We start from the raw sequence: 16,442 nt of genomic DNA on the forward strand, positions 1-16,442 counted from the left end.
ACCCTTCCTCGGCCCCCGCTCACTCTCTCACATCACCCAGATGTCGCCCTGTCCCCAGGTCCACCAGCAGCCAACCCGCCGCAAACCAACACTCCCCGCTCCGCCAGGACGCCAGCCACGCATCCCTCCCCAGCACCTCGGCACCCAGGCACAACAGCCCAGACGCCTCCGCCCCAGTTCAAGCACGCACCAGCCCCCAGCCTCTCAAGGCCCGCCAGTCCACCGCCAGATCAGCCACGGTCCCACTCAAGTCATCCAGCAACCTCGTGCCAAATCACTCAAGCAAAACATCCAGGCTTCCTACAGTAAAACCCCTATTCACACCTTCAAGGAACAATTCCCGCCTCACAGCGCCGTCAATCCACCCAGATCGCCCTCCCTCCCGGAAAAGCCATCCAGCACAAATCAACAACACCCCTCAGGGGATCACAGCCCAGCGCCCCGTCAGCCCCTCAGGACCAACCGCGCCGTCCGTGGGCCGCCTTATATGGGGGGCTTCCAGGCCTGTAAATACCCCTCTCCGCAGTTTTTCCGGCTGGCCTATCTCCGGCCCGTCAGGCGGTCCTCCAGCAGCTCCAGGATGGCGTGGCCCAGCGTGATATGGAGCTCCTGCACCCGTGCCGTTTCCGCCGAGGGAACCAGCAGGACGTGGTCGCAGAAGCCCCTCGCCGGCTCTCCTTCGCCGCCTAGCAGGCCCACGGTGGCCAGCCCCATCTCCCGCCCCACTTCCAGTGCCCGCACCACATTCGGGCTCCGGCCGCTGGTGGTAAGGCCGAACAGCACGTCCCCCCGACGCCCCAGTCCGGACAAGGGGCGGGCGAAGACCTCCGCGAAGCCGAAGTCATTGCCACTGGCACTCATCGTCACGGAATCCGCCGCCAGGGCGACCGCCGGCCAGGAGGGCCTGGCGACAGCGCCACGCAGCCTCACCGTCCATTCGCAGGCCAGATGCTGCGCATCTGCCGACGAGCCGCCATTGCCGCAGAAGAACAGCTTCCCTCCATCCCGCATGGCCGCCTCGCAGCGGTCCACCACCGCCAGTACGCTGTCCCGCATCTCCACCGCCACGCGGCGGCGCAGCAGGGCGCCATCCTCCATGATCCCGGTGAAGCGTGCCGCTTCCCGCGCCTGCCTGTCGCTCACCTTGACCGCACCTTCACCATCCTGATGGCACATCCCGGGGCGCGCTCTATGGGCCCGGCCCGGAGCCGCCGCAACATCCCGCTCAGGCGGCGCTGGGCAGGCTCTGCAACTGCATCCGGAAGCTGTCCGAGATGTGTCGCCCCAGCCGCGCCGCTAGTGGCACATTGTGGTGCACCCGCATCGCCACCTCGAAATCCGGCAGGCGCGGCATCCCATCCTCCTCGCCCAGTACGCGCAGCCCGGCGGGCAGCATCCCCGTCAGCCCCATGGTCACCGCGAGGCCCGCGAGGGCGATGGCATGCGTGCCGGTCTGCGAGGCCGAGTGATAGGCCACACGCCAGGGCAGCCCCGAATCGTTCAGTGCCTTGATCGCGGCCCGGCTCCAGGGACAGTCCTCCATGCACAGCGCCACCGGCAGGGGCCGGCGAAGGTGCACCGGCTGATCCGTGGCGCTCACCCAGTGCAGCGGCCCGCGCCAGAGGCGTTCGGAAAGCACGCCCGGCGCCTCGTTGCCGGCGGAGAAGAGCGTCAGGTCCAGCTCCCCCGCATCGAAGCAGCGCAGCAGGCCGGTGCTGGGCAGGCAGACCAACTCGATCTCCACCGCCGGATGCGACTGGGCGAAGCGCGACAAGATCTCAGGCAGCCAGATCAGGGCGTAGTCGTCGGGCGTGCCCAGCCGCACCCGCCCGGCCAGTTCGGGCGTGCGGAAGCCCGCCACGATCTCGTCGTTCAGCTCCAGCAGCCGCCGCGCCCGGTCCAGCAGCCAGGCGCCGTGCTGTGTCGGCAGGAAGCCGCGTGGCCCACGCGCCAGGAGGGGCTGGCCCAACAGCTCCTCCAGCCGGCGCATCTGCATGGAGACGGCGGATTGCGTGCGGCCCACGGACTGGGCGGCACGGGTGACGCTGCCGCCTTCGGCCACCAGCACGAAGGAGCGCAGCAGGTCGGGGTCGATCCCAGGTGGAAGGCCGAACATGGCATCAATATCCTTGATGCCGATCGTCAAAACAACTCGTTTCCTTCAACCGCGTGGATGGAACATAGAGGGGTCGTCCAACAACAGGAACGACTCCCATGTCCGCCCACCTCGCTCGCAACAGCTTCGCCACCGGTGCCTGCACGGCCGCCGCCCGCGGCCGGGGCTTTGCGCAACCAGGGGCGCGTCCGGGTGTCATCCGGCAATTCCTGGACGTCCTGGCCCGCGTCCATCACGCCATCGAGAGCCGCCGCCAACTGGCCGAGATGGATGATCGCATGCTCTCCGACATCGGCATCAGCCGTAGCGAGGCACTGACCGAGGCGGCGCGCCCGGCCTGGGATCTGGAGCAGCGCCGTCGCGGCTGATCCTCCGGCGATCCCGTTCCGGAGCGGGATCGCCCCCTCCTCCGGCATCTGCTCCCGACTCCGTCATGCTTGACCCGAATCTGCCGCCTGGGCGAACATAAAGGGAACAAGCAACCCCGGAGTCGGTTCTCCTTGTCCATGAGCCCCCCAATGGACAGGCCCGCCCTCCTCGCCGCCCTGCGTGCCCGCGTGTCGCGCATGGAGCGCGCGGGGGCGGCCGAGGCCCTGGCCCGGCAGCGTGATCGCGGTAATGGCGATGCCATTCCCCTGACCCCGGCGATCGATGCCTCCCTGCCCGGCGGCGCCGGCCTGCCCCGCGCCGCGCTGCACGAGATCCTGCAGAGCAGTTCGGGTGCCGCCACCGGCTTCGCCGCCCTGCTGCTGGCGCGCAGCGGTGGCACGGTGTTCTGGATCGCTCCCTCCCCCGATGCCTGGCCGCCCGGCCTGTCCCGCTTCGGCCTGCCTCATGCACGACTGATCCTGGTGCGGGCACAGCGGGCGGTGGATGCGTTCTGGGCCGCCGAGGAAGCCCTGCGCTGCCTGGCCGTCGGCGGCGTGCTGCTCGCCGGCTATCGGCCGGACGACACCGCCGCCCGCCGCCTGCAGCTCGCGGCCGAGACTGGCGGCGGCATCGGCCTGCTGCTGCGCGAGGACACGGAGGAAGCGGGAGCCGGCGTGGCCCTCACCCGCTGGCGCGTGTCCGGCCGGGCCGGGACCGGCCTGTCGCGCCACGACCTGGGCGACCCGCAATGGCGCCTGGAACTGTTGCGCGCCCGCAGCGCCCGTCCCGCACGGTGGGATGTCGCCTGGCGCCCGGCCAGCGAGACTCTGATCCCCGAGAACCCCGCCGGGGAGGATGCGGCATGCGACGACGTGCCTGCCGCCCGCCTCGCCTGAACCCGGCCGCCGCGGCACCGCCTCCGCCTTCCGCCGATCCGCCGGAAACGCGGGGCCGGGAACCGCCCTGCCCCAGGGAGCGCCGCTTCCTGGCCCTGCACCTGCCGCGGCTCCCCACCGATCTGCTGCGAGTGGAGGAACCCGTCGTCCTCTGGGGCCAGCGCGGGCCGCGCCGCCTCGTGATCGCCGCCAGCGTTCCGGCCGAGGCGCTGGGCCTGTATCCCGGCCAGCCCCTGGCGGATGCACGGGCCCTGCATCCCGGCCTGCGGCTGGAAGCTGAATCGCCCGGTGCCGTTCCCGCGATGCTGGAACGGCTGGCGCTCTGGGCGCTCCGCTTCACCCCGCTCGCGGCGGCGGAGGAACCGGACTCGCTGATCCTCGATATCGCCGGCTGCACTGGAACAGGCGGCGAGGCCGGGCTGCGCGACGAGGCCGTCTCGCGCCTCGCCCGGCTGGGCTTCGCCGCCACCGGTGCCGTGGCCGGCACGCCGGAGGCTGCCCTGGCCCTGGCCCGGGCCGGGGTCCCCGCCATCGTGCCCCCTGGCGGGGAACGGCAGGCCACCGCTTCCCTCCCCCTCACCGCCCTGCCGGTCGCGGAAGCGGTGGCCACGGAACTGCGCCGCCTCGGCCTTTGGCGGGTGGGCGAGGTCCTGGCCCAGCCGCGCATCCCCCTCGCCCGCCGCTTCGGGCCGGCGCTGACCGCGCTGCTGGATGGCGTCGCGGGCCGCGCCCGCCGCCCGATCCGCCCGGTCCGCCCGCCACCCGACCTCGGCGTGGCGCGAGACCTGCCGGAGCCCATCGTGACCCGCGCCGCCATCGACGCCGTCTTCGCCGGGCTGCTCGACGCGCTCTGCCGGAAGCTGGACGAGGCCGGGCTCGGTGCCCGGCACCTGCTGCTGCGCGCCCATCGCGCCGATGCCCAGTGGACTGAAAACGGCGTGCAGGAGATCGCGGTCGGTACCGGCCTGCCGATGCGCGACCCGGCGCATCTCGCCCGACTGTTCCGCGACCGGCTGGAGGAGCTGGCGCCGGGCTTCGGCTTCGACCGGATCGCCCTGCTGGCCGGCCGCACCGATCCGCTGGCACCGGCGCAACAGGGCTTCGCCGGCAGCCAGGCCGATTCGGCGCGGCACCAGCTTCTCCTGGCGCAGCTCCTCGACCGGCTGGAAACGCGCCTGCCGGTCTGGCGGCTGGAGCCCCAGGCCTCGCATCTGCCGGAACGCGCCATGCGCCGCGTGCCGCCGCTCACCCCGCTCGTACCGGAGCAGCCACGCGCCTGGCGGGACCGCCCGCGCCCGGTGCGTCTCCTTCCCCGCCCCGAGCCGGTGAGCGCCGTGGCCGCCCTGCCGGACGGCGCACCCGCCCGGCTGACCCTACACGGACGCCAGCTCCGCATCCGCCGGGCCGAGGGGCCGGAACGCCTCCTGCCGGAATGGTGGCGGGACGACCCGGCCCGGGCCCTGCGCGACTACTACCGGCTGGAAACGGAGATGGGCGACCGGCTCTGGGTCTGCCGCGCCGGGCTGGATGCGCCGGACGCCCCGGCGCGCTGGTTCCTGCACGGCTATTTCGCGTGACCGAAGCCTATGCCGAGCTGGGTGCCCTCTCGAACTTCACCTTCCTGGAGGGCGCCTCCCACCCGCACGAGCTGGCCCTCACCGCCAAGGCCCTGGGCCATGCCGCCTTCGGCATCGCCGACCGCAATTCCCTGGCCGGCCTCGTGCGCGGCCTGGCGGCCGCGGAGCACGAGAAGATCCGGCTCCGCTTCGTGCCCGGTTGCCGCCTCTGCCTGCCGGACGGCACCGAGTATCTCGTCTGGCCCACGGACCGCGCCGGCTATGGCCGCCTCGCCACGCTGCTGAGCCATGGGCGGATGCGCGCGCCCAAGGGCGAGTGCCACCTGTCCCGCCAGGAGATGATCGAATCCGCCGAGGGCTGGGTCATGGCGCTGATCCCGCCCGACCAGCCCGATGCGGCTTTCGCCGGGCGCCTGAGGCAGGACGCGCGCGCCCTGCGGCGCCTCGCCATGCCGCTCTTCTGCGCCGCCATCCACCGCCATGGCGGCGATGACGCGAAGCGGCTCGACGCATTGGCGGCAATGGGGCAGCCGCTGCTGGCGGCGGGCGGGGTACGCTTCCACCGGCCGGGGCGCCGGCCGCTCGCCGACCTGCTGACCGCGATCCGCCTTGGCGTGACGGTGGACCGGCTCGGCGAGCACGCCCTGGCCAATGCCGAGGCGCATCTGAAGCCGCCGGCCGAGATGCGGCGCCTCTTCGGCCGCTGGCCGGAGGCGGTGGCGAACACCGCCCGCGTGCTCGATGCCTGCCGCTTCTCGCTGCGCGAACTGCGCTACGAATATCCCGAGGAGATCCTGGAGCCTGGCCTCACCGCGCAGCAGACGCTGGAGCGGCGCGTCGCCGAAGCCTGCCGCACGCACTGGCCGGGAGGCGTGCCGCAGAAGGTGGCGCGGCAGATCGAGGCCGAGATGCGGCTGATCGCGGCCAAGGACTACGCCCCTTATTTCCTTACCGTGGACGAGATCGTCCGCTTCGCCAACGGGCGGGGCATCCTCTGCCAGGGACGCGGCTCGGCGGCGAATTCCGCCGTTTGCTACGTGCTGGGCATCACCGCCGTGCCGCCGGACAAGCACGACCTGCTCTTCGCACGCTTCCTGTCCGAGGCCCGCGACGAGCCGCCCGATATCGACGTGGATTTCGAGCATGAGCGGCGCGAGGAGGTGATCCAGCACATCTACGACCGCTATGGCCGCGACCGCGCCGCCATCGCCGCCACGCTCAGCCGCTTCCGCGCGCGCGGCGCGATCCGCGAGGCGGGCAAGGCGATGGGGCTCAGCGAGGACATCACCGCGCGGCTGGCGAAGGGGGCCTGGGGGTTGGAACAGGCGAGCTTCGCCGAGATCGCGCGCGAGCAGGGGCTGGAGCCGGAGGCCGACCGCCGCCTGGCCTGGGCGCTGCAACTGGCCGGGGAGCTGGTCGGCTTCCCGCGGCATCTCTCCACCCATGTCGGCGGCTTCGTCATCACGAAGGGGCCGCTGACCGAGCTCGCCGTGGTGACGCGCGCCGCCATGGAGGGGCGCACCACGCTGGAATGGGACAAGGACGACATCGAGGTGCTGCGCATCCTGAAGGTGGATGTGCTGGGCCTGGGGATGCTGTCCTGCCTGCGCCGCGCCTTCGCGCTGATCGAGGCGGGCGGCGGGCCGAGGCTGGACCTGAAACACGTGCCGCAGGACTGCGCCGAGACCTATGCGATGCTGTCCCGGGCGGATTCCGTCGGCGTCTTCCAGGTGGAAAGCCGGGCGCAGATGAACATGCTGCCGCGCCTGCGCCCCAGGGAGTTCTACGACCTGGTGATCGAGGTGGCGATCGTGCGGCCCGGCCCGATCCAGGGCGACATGGTGCATCCCTATCTGCACCGCCGCGCCAACCCGCAGAACGTGACCTATCCCTCCGAGGAGCTGAGGGGCGTCCTGCACAAGACCCTCGGCGTGCCGCTTTTCCAGGAACAGGCGATGCAGCTCGCCATCACCGCCGCCGGGTTCAGCGAGGCCAGGGCCGACCAGCTCCGCCGCGCCATGGGCACCTTCAAGGGCCAGGGACAGGTGGAGCAGTTCCGCGCCGAGTTCACCGAGGGCATGGTTGCGCGTGGCTACGAGCGTGATTTCGCCGAGCGCTGCTTCCGGCAGATCGAGGGTTTCGGCTCCTATGGCTTTCCGGAAAGCCATGCCGCCTCCTTCGCCCAGCTCGTCTATACCTCCGCCTGGATCAAGCGGCACCATCCGGCGGCCTTCGCCTGTTCCCTGCTGAACAGCCAGCCCATGGGCTTCTACGCCCCGGCGCAGCTTGTCCGCGATGCGCGGGAGCATGGCGTGCGCGTGCGGCCGGTGGATGTGCATCACAGCGGCTGGGATTGCGCGCTGGAGCCCGATCCCGGCAGCGCCGGCGGCCTTGCGCTGCGGCTGGGGCTCCGCCTGGTGCAGGGGCTGAACGCGGAGGCCGCCGGGCGGCTGCTGGCCACGCGCCCCTTCCGCGACATGGGCGATGCCGTGCGCCGCGCCGCCCTGCCGCGCGATTCCGTGGCGGCGCTGGCCCGGGCGGATGCCTTCCGGAGCCTGGGCCTGGACAGCCGCGCCGCGCTCTGGGCCGCCAGGGCGGCCGAGCCCGCCCCGCCGCCGGACGAGCTGCCGCTCTTCGCCGCCGCGGCCGAGGCCGCCCCCACCCTGCCGCCGCTCACCGATGGCGAGAGGCTGGCGCTGGACTGGGGCGCCACCGGGCTCAGCCTGCGCGCGCATCCGCTGGCCCTGCTGCGCCCCTGGCTCGGCCCGGTGAACACGCGCAGCCTGCTCCATGCCCCACGCGGCGCCCGCATCCGCCTGCCCGGGCTGGTGCTGGTGCGGCAGCGTCCCGGCTCCTCGAAGGGCGTGGTCTTCTTCACCGTGGAGGACGAGCATGGCACCGCCAACCTCGTGCTCTATCCGGATGTGGTGGCGGCGCACCGGCCCGCCGTGCTGGGCGCGCGGCTGCTGGTGGCGGAAGGGCGGCTGGAGCGCGAGGACAGCGGCGCCGTGCCGATCCTGCACCTGATCGCGCGGCGGCTGGAGGACCATTCGGCGATTCTGGACGGCCTGCACCGGCTCGACCTGCCCGGTGGCGCCTTTCCGGCGGAGACCCAGCTTGCCCGGGCGGATGAGATCGGGCGGGGCGGTTCGCCACGGTCTTCCATCCCCCGGGCCATTCCCCGGTTGGGCCGATCGCGGGATTTCCACTGAAAAACCGGGCGCGAACCCCGAAAGCTGTTTGAGATCGGTTCTCATCTGCCCCAAGCTGTCCTTTCGCGACGCGCAGGAGGCCGAGATGGCGACTCAAGGACTGCCCAGCTGGCCCTGGCTCGGAATCACGCCGGAGGAATTGCCGGAACCGGAGGCGGTGCTGCTGGAGGCCATACGGCGCTGGTCGGAGGCGGCCCGGAAGGGCGGCTCCCCGGCCATGGCGATGCAGGCGCCGCTGGCGACGCTGGGGATCGGCGAAGCCAGGGACGATCTGGACAAGGCGCTGCGACAGCTCGGCGCCCCGTGCGGGATGGGCTGCCTGCTCAGCCCCCGGGTCCTGCCGGGCGAGGCAACGCTGCTGCTGGCCCTTGCCCTGGCGCAGCGCGGCTCGCGGCGGGAGGCGCTGGCGATCTTCCTGCGGCTGGCGCCGACGCCCCGGGCCGGCGCGGCCCTGGCCGCCGCCGTGGCGCTCGGACAGACCCTGCGCCATGCCGGGCTGCGCCTGACGCATCCGATGCGGCGCGCGACGGCGGGCCATGCCGGGCGCGGCCGGATGGGCTGAGGCGGGCGCACCCCACGGGCGGATCGCGCCTGGACGCGCGGGGGTCCGGCCTGGCTGCCCAGGGTTGGACAGAACCTCCGTGCGTGTCACTTTAGGGCTTTAGCAGTTTTAGGCTTTTAGTCTTTTATCCGCCCAGCCGGATGCAGACTCCGCCCTACGGGGCAGGCAGATCTTGCCTGAGAACCGCGCCAGGGGTGAGCGGCGCCGTGGCTCGCATGGCGGCAGTGGAACGGGGATGGTCTGTTGATTTTATTCCTATAGACTGTGATCGGCGGGCAAGCAAGGGAGTTCGCGCCGGAGAGCCTCGCTTTCCGGCGACCGCGGGTGCCACAAGCGCGGACAGGGTCTCTGTCTTCTTCCCTGGTGCCCGCTGTTTCCGCCAGTTCCGCGGGATGGAACCCGCGGGCCGGGGGAGACCGGCGCCGGCTCCCGGAGGCCAGGGCTCGAAGAGTCCTGGCGGAGAGGGGGTTCTGGGACGAGAGGCGAGGCCTCTCCCCCGGGGGTGGCCAGTGTGCCCTTCGTCTCAGCCCCAGCGGCGGGGCTGGCCGCAATCCAGGTGCACGAAGCCGTCGCGGCGGTACAGGCCGACGCCGCCCATCTGCATCTCCGCCGCGAGCCGCGCCATGGCATAGGAATCGCGGTCCGGCAGGCGCACATCCGCCGCCATGCCGGACATGTGCAGCGAGGCGGTGGACACGCGCCGCGACTGCCGCGCCAGGTTGGCGTTGCGCTCCGGCGCGCGGTAGCCGCTGATCACCTGGAAGGGCTCGCCGGAATCCATCTGCTGCGCCACGGCGTGCAGCACGTCGAAGAGGCGCGGGTCCATCGGCGTCACCTCCTCGGTCGGCAGGTCGCGCAGCACGTAGTCCAGCTTCTGCAGCGCGGTGCGGACGTAGCGGCCGTTCTCCCAGTACACGCCCTCGAACTGGTCGTCCGTTTCGGCATAGGCGCGCTGGATGCGCAGCACGCGCGGGGGGCCGGAATCGGCCAGCACGGGGGTGGCGGCGGCGGCGCAGGCGAGGCCGCCCAGGGCGGCGCGGATCACCTCCCGCCGGCGGAAGGCGGGGCTGCGGGCCGCGTCCGCGCAGCAGGGGCAGTCGAGGCGGGAACGGTGGCTCATCGGGCGGCCGCCACGCGCGGGGCGCTGCGGTCCATCTCCCGCGCATAGGCGGCGTCGAGGCCGTAGATGTCGGGCCGCAGGCGCAGGCGCCCCTCCTCCACCACGGCGGTGCTGTAGATCAGCCGCACCGGGATCGGCCGCTTCAGCGGCACGTTGATCGTCTGCCGGGTGTCGAAGGTGCGCTGCATGCGCTCCCGGTCCCAGCCCATGCCATCCATGGCAAGGTCGAGAAGTTCCATGGGTCGCTCCAGTCGGATACAGCCGGACGAGAAGGCGCGGTCGGGCCGGTTGAAGGCCCAGCGGTCCGGCGTGTCGTGCAGGTAGATGTCTTCGTTGTTGGGCATGATGAACTTCAGCCGTCCGAGCGCGCTGGAATCCCCGGCATCCTGGCGCACCGCATAGGGAAAGTTGTCGGGCCGTATCCGGGCCCAGTCCACCGTGGTCGGATCGACCTCCACGCGCTCCCCGTCGATCGTGGCGAAGAGGCGGAAGCCCTTGGCCACCATCGCCCTCGGGTCGCGCCGGAACTTCGGCAGCAGGTCCTCGCGCGCGTTGCGGGCGGGCACGCCCCAGGGCGGGTTGAACTGCACCGTGGTCATCGCGACCCGCAGCAGCGGCGTGGCGCGGTCGGGACGGCCGACCACCACGTTCATGCGCAGCAGGGTGCGGCTCCCCTCCAGCGCGAAAAGCCGGAAATCGGGGATGTTCACCTCGATCCGGCGGCCTGCGGGCGGGCGCGGCGTGGCGCGGCGCATGTCCAGCGCGACGCGGAGCTGGTCCACCCGCTGCGAGGCCGGGCGGTTGAGCTGCGCCAGGGTGATCGGGCCGAGGCGGCCATCGGCCTCCAGCCCCTGTTCCTCCTGCCAGCGGCGCAGGGCGGCGGCCAGCGCCCCGTCATAGGTCTCGCCCGTTCCTTCCACCGGCGCCGCGGCCAGCGCCGGGTCCACCACGGCGAGCCGCGCGCGCAGGACCGGCACGCGCTGCGCGTCGCTGGCGCCGGGGTCGAGCGTGCCGCCGCCCGGGACGCGGGGCCAGCCGCCCGCCGCGACGATGGCGCGTGCCTTGGCGAGCTCCGCCTTCAGGAGCGCGGCATCGGGGGGCGCGAGGGCCGCCCGGTCGATCACCGAGGCCGGGTCGGCGGCGCCCAGCAGGTCGAGCTGCCAGCGCGGCATCGGGATGGCGGCGGGGTCGCGCAGGATGTCGGGGCGGTTGGCGGGCAGGCGCAGACCGCCCAGCAGCAGGTCGGACAGTGCCGCCGAGGCGGCCCGCATGAGCCCTGCCGCATGGGCGGCGGGATCGGCGGCGACGGCGGCCTCGGCGGGAATGGCGTAGTCGGCGGGGCTGAGCCCGTCCTCCTCCAGCCGGTGCAGGCGCTCCGCCAGGCGTTGCAGCGCGGCGGGCTGGGCATGGGCCGTGGCGGCCGCGGCCGGATATCCGCCCGGCTTTCCCCCAGGGGCCAGCAACGGCATGGCACTGCCCATGAGAGCCAGGGAGAAATCGCGTCGGCGCATGGGTGACGGGATAGCCGGGCCGGGCCAGGGCTGCCAAGCCGCAGACTTCCGCGGCGGCGTAGCGGAAACATGACGCAACATGGGCAAGGACGGCCGGGTGTCCTCCCGCCCCGCCGCATCGCGTGCTGCCGGTCGCCCTAGCGGCCGCCTCGCATCGGGCGGGCCGTTCCGCGGCGGCCCGGGGGCGGCCGATCCGGGGTCAGCCGACCCAGAGGAAGATCAGCCAGGTCAGGAAGGCCGTCACCAGCAGGGCGTAAAGCAGGGCCCGGGCGATGCCGAACCATTCGCTGCGCGGGTCCGGCGCCCCTTCCTCCGGGTGATAGGAAGGCCGCGGCGTCAGCGGATCGGCTGGCCGGGCCGTGGCTTCGGCCCCCGTCATCCCAACGGGAGTACCGGAGGCATCCAGGTCAGGCCGGCCGGGCGATGGTAGGCCGTCTTTGTGTGAGAGCGTGTCGCTCACCGTCCTGATCCCCCGATCTGGCCCGATCCTCACTCTGAGCGAGCCGGCGGGGGATTTTGGCACAGGTTTTTCGCTCGATCATTATCTATCGGGCGGATAGCTAAATTATTGATACGGGTTGAATAGGTTAATGCAATCTGGAGGGGAAACTTACCTCGCGCTCGCCTCGCGCGCCGGAAAATTTCCCATGCCCGATCCCCGGCGGCGCTGGCGCCCATGGGAGCGGGCGGAATAGATTTCGCTGTGCTGCGGAAGGATTCCTCCCTTCGCAGGGAGCGAGATTGCGCCGTGACCTGGTCCATCGTCGCGCACGACCCGCATCGCGAGACCTTCGCCGTCGCCGTGACCACCTGCAATCTCGCCGTGGGGGCCTCCTGCCCCTTCGTGCGGGCGGGGGTCGGGGCGGTGCCCACGCAATCCTTCACCAACCGCTATCTCGGCCCCGCCGTGCTGGACGGGATCGGGGCCGGGCTGCATCCGGCCGCCGCCATCGAACAGGCGCTGGCCGGCGATGATGGGCGCGAGCTGCGCCAGGTCCATGCGGTGGACCGCCAGGGGCGCGTGGCCGCCTGGACCGGGCGGCACTGCGTCGCCTGGGCGGGGCATAGCGGGGCGCCCCATGTCTCCTTCGCCGGCAACATGCTGTCGGGGCCGGCCGTGCTGCAGGATACCGAGGCCGCCTTCGCCGTGCATGGCGGCCTGTCCCTGCCCCGCCGGCTGGTGCAGGCCCTGATGGCAGGGGAGGCGGCGGGCGGCGACCGGCGCGGCCGCCAGTCCGCCGCCCTGGTGATGGTGTCCACCGAGGATTTTCCTGACCTGGACCTGCGGGTGGACGATCATGTGGAGCCGCTGCCGGAGCTGCGGCGGCTGCTCGGCCTCTGGGAGCGCCAGCGCGAGCCCGGCCTCGCCGAGGCGCCGCGCAGGGCCGACCCCGCCGGCCTGACCGATCTCGACACGATCGAGGCCCGGTGGATCGAACGCGGGCTGGACCTGCGCTTTCCGCGCTGAGCCGCCGGCGCGAACCGGACGTTGCCCGAGGCCGCTTCCGGCTCTAGATTCGCCTCCGCTCTGGCGGAGCTGAACGGGTGCCGGCCCGGAAAACTACTTGCCCCGGGACGGGGCGGCTCCCCGCCATGAGGCACCGCGCAGGCCCGGCGCGCCGACAGCCCCCGGGATGCGCCTGCCTTTTCCTTCGGGGCGATGCAGATGACGGAACATTCCTCCTTTCTTCCGGTGGCCGAGGCCTATGACCTCTGGGCCGGCACCTATGACACGCAGGACAACCCGATGGTCTTCGGGGCGAGCCGGATCGTGGAGGGGCTGGCCGGGGAGGTCCGGGGCCGCGACGTGGTGGAATTCGGTTGCGGCACCGGACGCAACCTCGCCCGGCTGCGGGCCGGGGGCGCGGCGAGCCTCACCGGACTCGACCTGTCCGCCGGGATGCTGGACCAGGCGCGGCGGCGCGGCCCGGATTTCCACCTGCTGCGCCATGACATGAGCCAGCCGGTGGCGCTGCCGGATGCCTCGGCGGATCTGGCCCTGTTCTGCCTTTCGCTGGAACACATGGCCGACCTGCTGCCGCCCTTGCGGGAGGCGCGCCGCCTGCTGCGCCCGCGGGGGGAGGTCCGGATCGTCGAGATCCACCCTTTCCTGTCGCTCGGCGGGACGGGGGCGCATTTCCAGGCCGGCGGGCGGGAGATCCGCATGCCGACGGTGGCGCATGGCTTCGCCGACTACCTCAACGGCTTCGCGGCGCTGGAGCTACGCCTCCTCGCCTGCCGGGAATGGCGGCCGCGCGACTTCGGCGGCGCGTTGCCGGAGCGGGTGCTCAAGCGGGGGCCGGACCACCCGCTGCTGGTGGAGTTCCGCCTGGGCCGCTGACCCCTCTGGCGCCCGCCTCCAGCATGTCCCGGATCGTGGCGGCCAGGTCCTTGAACTCGCTGGCGCGCGGGGAGCGGGCCCGCCAAGCGAGGCCCAGCATCCGGCCGGGCGTGTCCTCCACCGGGCGCAGCTCCACATTCGCCCCGGCCAGCACGCCCCCCTCCACCGCCAGCCGGGGGAGCAGCGTGACGCCGAGGCCGCCGGCCACCATCTGCACCAGCGTGTGCAGCGTGGTGGCGGCGAAGCTGTCGCCGCCGGTCGGCCCCGGCAGGTTGCAGGCGGCCAGGGCGTGTTCCCGCAGGCAGTGGCCGTCCTCCAGCAGCAGCAGCCGCTCGCCGGACAGGGCCGAGGCCGGCAGGATGTTGCGCGCGGCCAGCCGGTGCCCGGGCGGCAGGGCCGCCAGGAACGGGTCCTCCGCCAGCGGCATCACGTCCAGCCGGTCGGCCGAGGCCACGGGCAGTGCCAGGAGCAGCAGGTCGAGTCGGCCGCCCTCCAGGTCGGCCACCAGGTTCTGCGTCAGGTCCTCCCTCAGCCAGAGCCGCAGGCGCGGGAAGGCGCCGCGCAGGGCGGGCATCAGGCGTGGCAGCAGGAAGGGGCCCACGGTGGGGATCAGCCCGAAGCGCAGCGGGCCGCTCAGCGGGTCATGCGCCGTGGCCGCCGTTTCCGCCACCGCCGAGAGCGTGGCGAGCGCGTCGCGCGCCCGCTGCACGATCTCGAGTCCCACCTGGGTGAAGGCGGGCCGCTTGGAGGGGCCACGGTCCAGGATCGCCGTGGCGAGCTGCCGCTCCAGGGCGATGATCCCGGCCGAAAGGGTGGACTGGCTGACGGCGCAGGCGGTGGCGGCCCGGCCGAAATGGCCGTGATCCGCCAGGGCGACGAGGTAGCGGAGCTGTTGCGGGCTGGGATAGGCGGTCATCGGTGCAGCCGATCATAAGGACGAAAACTATTCATTTGAACCCGTGCTGCACCTGCGTCATACCCGGCCACGGCGCGGGGGCGGGAATCAGCCTCCGGCCGGACGGGCCCGGGGGTCACCATCGCGGCGCCGTCCGGAAGCGACCGAATTCTTTTGGGAAGAGGATCACTGCATGCTGACCGTCGGCGACAAGTTCCCGTCCTTCCAGCTCACCGCCGTGAAGGGTGGCCCCGAGGGGCTGAACATGAACACCGCCTTCACCGAGGTCTCCGACGCCTCGGATGCCGGCAAGTGGAAGATCGTCTTCTTCTGGCCGAAGGACTTCACCTTCGTCTGCCCGACCGAGATCGTGGCCTTCGGCAAGCTGAACACGGATTTCAGCGACCGTGACGCCGTCGTCTATGGCGTGTCGATCGACAGCGAGTTCGTGCACATGAACTGGCGCACGCACCATGCCGACCTGAAGGACCTGCCCTTCGCCATGCTCGCCGACATCAAGCGCGAGCTGTCCACGGCCTGCGGCATCCTCGACAAGAACGCCGGCGTGGCGCTGCGCGCGACCTTCATCGTGGACCCGGAGGGGATCATCCGCTTCGCCTCCGTCAACGACCTGAACGTCGGCCGCAACCCGCAGGAAGTGCTGCGCGTCCTCGATGCGCTGCAGACGGACGAGCTGTGCCCCTGCAACTGGAAGCAGGGCGAAGAGGTCCTGAAGCCGGCCGCCTGAGGCCAGCTTCCACGGATTGACCGCGCTCCGGGGGTTTCGCGCCCCCGGGGACGGTGTGCCGAGCCGGCCGCCCCGTTCCCTCGTCCCGTTCCCCTGGCCCTTCCCCTGGCCCGGGAGGAACCGTTCCGCGAAAGCCGCGGGCACCGGGCGCATGGGCGCCCCCGAGGGCCGGTTCCGCCCACCGAACACAACCGGAGAGGAGTTCACAGGATGTCGCTCGACGCCCTGCGCAACATGCTGCCCGAATACGCCAAGGACCTGAAGCTGAACCTCGGCTCGCTCGCCGCCGAGACGCTCCTGACGGAGCAGCAGCTGGCCGGCACCTTCATCGCCAGCGCGCTTGCCTCGCGCAATATCGTGGTGACGAAGAACATCGTCGCCGAGTTCGGCCCGAAGCTCTCGGCCGAGGCGCTGAACGCGGCCAAGGCGTCGGCGGCGATCATGGGCATGAACAACGTCTATTACCGCTTCACGCATCTGGTGCATGGCGACTACGCCACCATGCCGGCCAAGCTGCGCATGAACGTCATGGCGCGGCCGGGCGTGGAGAAGGTGGATTTCGAGCTCTGGTCGCTCGCCGTTTCCGCCATCAACGGCTGCGGCATGTGCATGGAGAGCCACGAGAAGGTGGTGCGCCAGCATGGGATGACGCAGGAGCAGGTGCAGGCTGCCGTGCGCATCGCCTCGGTGGTGCATGCCGTGGCGGCGGTGCTGGACGGCGAGGCCGCGCTGGCGGGCTGAGGCCCCTCCCCGCCCCCCGGGGGTGGATGGCCAAGGATCGGGAAGGGCCGGTGCCGGACAAGGGCACCGGCCCTTTTCCGTTCCGGCGCCCGCGTGGCCTGCCACCCCTTCCGGGAAGGCCGTGCCTCCCCTACACCGGAGGGCGATGGTTCCCTCGCGGATTAAAACGGGAACATGGTGCGAAGCCATGGCTGCCCCCGCAACTGTCAGCGCCGAGCCACCGCCAAGGGCCACCGGGTTCGCCCCCGGGAAGGCGGCGGATGGTGATGACGCGCGAGCCAGGAGACCTGCCATCGTTGACGTCAGCGCGGCCACGCCGGACGGGGTGTTCCGGCGGGAAAGAAGGGACGAAGG

At 71.9% G+C, this 16,442-nt stretch carries 15 protein-coding genes and 1 riboswitch; of the genes, 9 read left to right on the forward strand and 6 right to left on the reverse strand.

Going from position 1 to position 16,442, the window contains the following annotated elements; translation table 11 throughout:
- Window positions 1-540 precede the first annotated feature (540 nt).
- Both BT98_RS0109960 and BT98_RS0109965 read right to left on the reverse strand, forming a co-directional pair.
- Window positions 541-1,143: a D-sedoheptulose-7-phosphate isomerase gene (locus BT98_RS0109960; protein WP_026033026.1), complete on the reverse strand. Its 603-nt coding sequence runs from the start codon at window positions 1,141-1,143 to the stop codon at window positions 541-543.
- Window positions 1,144-1,225: 82 nt separating this feature from the next.
- Window positions 1,226-2,116, reverse strand: coding sequence for a LysR substrate-binding domain-containing protein (locus tag BT98_RS0109965; RefSeq protein ID WP_037250426.1), 891 nt, complete (start codon window positions 2,114-2,116; stop codon window positions 1,226-1,228).
- Between the two features lie 98 nt (window positions 2,117-2,214).
- Between BT98_RS0109965 and BT98_RS23930 the strand changes: the two genes are divergently transcribed.
- From BT98_RS23930 to BT98_RS0109990, 5 genes are all read left to right on the forward strand, one after another.
- Window positions 2,215-2,484, forward strand: coding sequence for a DUF1127 domain-containing protein (locus BT98_RS23930; protein WP_019460149.1), 270 nt, complete (start codon window positions 2,215-2,217; stop codon window positions 2,482-2,484).
- A gap of 150 nt (window positions 2,485-2,634) precedes the next feature.
- Window positions 2,635-3,381, forward strand: coding sequence for an ImuA family protein (locus BT98_RS23935; RefSeq protein WP_019460148.1), 747 nt, complete (start codon window positions 2,635-2,637; stop codon window positions 3,379-3,381).
- A complete protein-coding gene (locus BT98_RS28030; RefSeq protein ID WP_019460147.1) occupies window positions 3,348-4,958 on the forward strand; it encodes a Y-family DNA polymerase in 1,611 nt (536 codons plus the stop codon). Before BT98_RS23935 ends, BT98_RS28030 begins: the two co-directional genes overlap by 34 nt.
- Entirely contained in the window at window positions 4,955-8,170 is a 3,216-nt protein-coding gene (locus BT98_RS0109985) for an error-prone DNA polymerase (protein ID WP_019460146.1), read from the forward strand. The genes BT98_RS28030 and BT98_RS0109985 overlap by 4 nt, the downstream gene beginning before the upstream one ends.
- Before the next feature lie 28 nt (window positions 8,171-8,198).
- Window positions 8,199-8,732: a hypothetical protein gene (locus BT98_RS0109990; RefSeq protein ID WP_139341753.1), complete on the forward strand. Its 534-nt coding sequence runs from the start codon at window positions 8,199-8,201 to the stop codon at window positions 8,730-8,732.
- Window positions 8,733-9,255: 523 nt separating this feature from the next.
- Here the strand turns inward: BT98_RS0109990 and BT98_RS0109995 are convergent.
- From BT98_RS0109995 to BT98_RS0110005, 3 genes are all read right to left on the reverse strand, one after another.
- Window positions 9,256-9,852 (reverse strand): YcbK family protein, encoded by a 597-nt coding sequence (locus BT98_RS0109995; RefSeq protein WP_019460144.1) that lies wholly within the window; start codon window positions 9,850-9,852, stop codon window positions 9,256-9,258.
- Complete coding sequence (locus BT98_RS23940) at window positions 9,849-11,363, reverse strand: L,D-transpeptidase family protein (RefSeq protein ID WP_019460143.1); 1,515 nt, start codon at window positions 11,361-11,363, stop codon at window positions 9,849-9,851. The genes BT98_RS0109995 and BT98_RS23940 overlap by 4 nt, the downstream gene beginning before the upstream one ends.
- A 199-nt stretch (window positions 11,364-11,562) precedes the next feature.
- On the reverse strand, window positions 11,563-11,742 hold the full coding sequence (locus BT98_RS0110005; protein ID WP_019460142.1) for a hypothetical protein: 180 nt from the start codon (window positions 11,740-11,742) through the stop codon (window positions 11,563-11,565).
- A 369-nt stretch (window positions 11,743-12,111) separates the two neighbouring features.
- On the opposite strand from BT98_RS0110005, the gene BT98_RS23945 reads away from it, so the two are divergent.
- Both BT98_RS23945 and BT98_RS0110015 read left to right on the forward strand, forming a co-directional pair.
- Window positions 12,112-12,831 (forward strand): DUF1028 domain-containing protein, encoded by a 720-nt coding sequence (locus tag BT98_RS23945; RefSeq protein WP_019460141.1) that lies wholly within the window; start codon window positions 12,112-12,114, stop codon window positions 12,829-12,831.
- Window positions 12,832-13,029: 198 nt separating this feature from the next.
- Window positions 13,030-13,704 carry a class I SAM-dependent DNA methyltransferase gene (locus BT98_RS0110015; protein WP_115359352.1) on the forward strand — a complete coding sequence of 225 codons (675 nt, stop codon included), beginning with the start codon at window positions 13,030-13,032 and terminating at the stop codon, window positions 13,702-13,704.
- Here the strand turns inward: BT98_RS0110015 and BT98_RS0110020 are convergent.
- A complete protein-coding gene (locus BT98_RS0110020; RefSeq protein WP_019460139.1) occupies window positions 13,652-14,620 on the reverse strand; it encodes a LysR substrate-binding domain-containing protein in 969 nt (322 codons plus the stop codon). The two genes, BT98_RS0110015 and BT98_RS0110020, sit on opposite strands and share 53 nt — an antisense overlap.
- 172 nt (window positions 14,621-14,792) lie before the next feature.
- Between BT98_RS0110020 and BT98_RS0110025 the strand changes: the two genes are divergently transcribed.
- Together BT98_RS0110025 and BT98_RS0110030 are read left to right on the forward strand one after the other, a co-directional pair.
- The gene (locus tag BT98_RS0110025; protein ID WP_019460138.1) at window positions 14,793-15,347 is read left to right on the forward strand and encodes a peroxiredoxin; all 555 of its coding nucleotides are present in this window, start codon (window positions 14,793-14,795) and stop codon (window positions 15,345-15,347) included.
- 210 nt (window positions 15,348-15,557) lie between these two features.
- Complete coding sequence (locus BT98_RS0110030) at window positions 15,558-16,088, forward strand: carboxymuconolactone decarboxylase family protein (protein ID WP_019460137.1); 531 nt, start codon at window positions 15,558-15,560, stop codon at window positions 16,086-16,088.
- 129 nt (window positions 16,089-16,217) lie between these two features.
- Window positions 16,218-16,397: riboswitch (cobalamin riboswitch) on the forward strand.
- Window positions 16,398-16,442: the final 45 nt, after the last annotated feature.

It is taken from the genome of Roseomonas mucosa ATCC BAA-692 (genome assembly GCF_000622225.1).
In the GTDB taxonomy this organism is placed as follows: Bacteria; Pseudomonadota; Alphaproteobacteria; order Acetobacterales; family Acetobacteraceae; genus Roseomonas; species Roseomonas mucosa.

Bases quoted from the DNA above. Each gene is read 5' to 3' on its own strand.
- BT98_RS0110030 (WP_019460137.1), top strand. From the start codon at position 15,558: ATGTCGCTCGACGCCCTGCGCAACATGCTGCCCGAATACGCCAAGGAC.
- BT98_RS23930 (WP_019460149.1), top strand. From the start codon at position 2,215: ATGTCCGCCCACCTCGCTCGCAACAGCTTCGCCACCGGTGCCTGCACG.
- BT98_RS0110025 (WP_019460138.1), top strand. From the start codon at position 14,793: ATGCTGACCGTCGGCGACAAGTTCCCGTCCTTCCAGCTCACCGCCGTG.
- BT98_RS0110020 (WP_019460139.1), bottom strand. From the start codon at position 14,620: ATGACCGCCTATCCCAGCCCGCAACAGCTCCGCTACCTCGTCGCCCTG.
- BT98_RS23940 (WP_019460143.1), bottom strand. From the start codon at position 11,363: ATGCGCCGACGCGATTTCTCCCTGGCTCTCATGGGCAGTGCCATGCCG.
- BT98_RS0110015 (WP_115359352.1), top strand. From the start codon at position 13,030: ATGACGGAACATTCCTCCTTTCTTCCGGTGGCCGAGGCCTATGACCTC.
- BT98_RS0109995 (WP_019460144.1), bottom strand. From the start codon at position 9,852: ATGAGCCACCGTTCCCGCCTCGACTGCCCCTGCTGCGCGGACGCGGCC.
- BT98_RS0110005 (WP_019460142.1), bottom strand. From the start codon at position 11,742: ATGACGGGGGCCGAAGCCACGGCCCGGCCAGCCGATCCGCTGACGCCG.
- BT98_RS28030 (WP_019460147.1), top strand. From the start codon at position 3,348: ATGCGACGACGTGCCTGCCGCCCGCCTCGCCTGAACCCGGCCGCCGCG.
- BT98_RS0109965 (WP_037250426.1), bottom strand. From the start codon at position 2,116: ATGTTCGGCCTTCCACCTGGGATCGACCCCGACCTGCTGCGCTCCTTC.
- BT98_RS23935 (WP_019460148.1), top strand. From the start codon at position 2,635: ATGGACAGGCCCGCCCTCCTCGCCGCCCTGCGTGCCCGCGTGTCGCGC.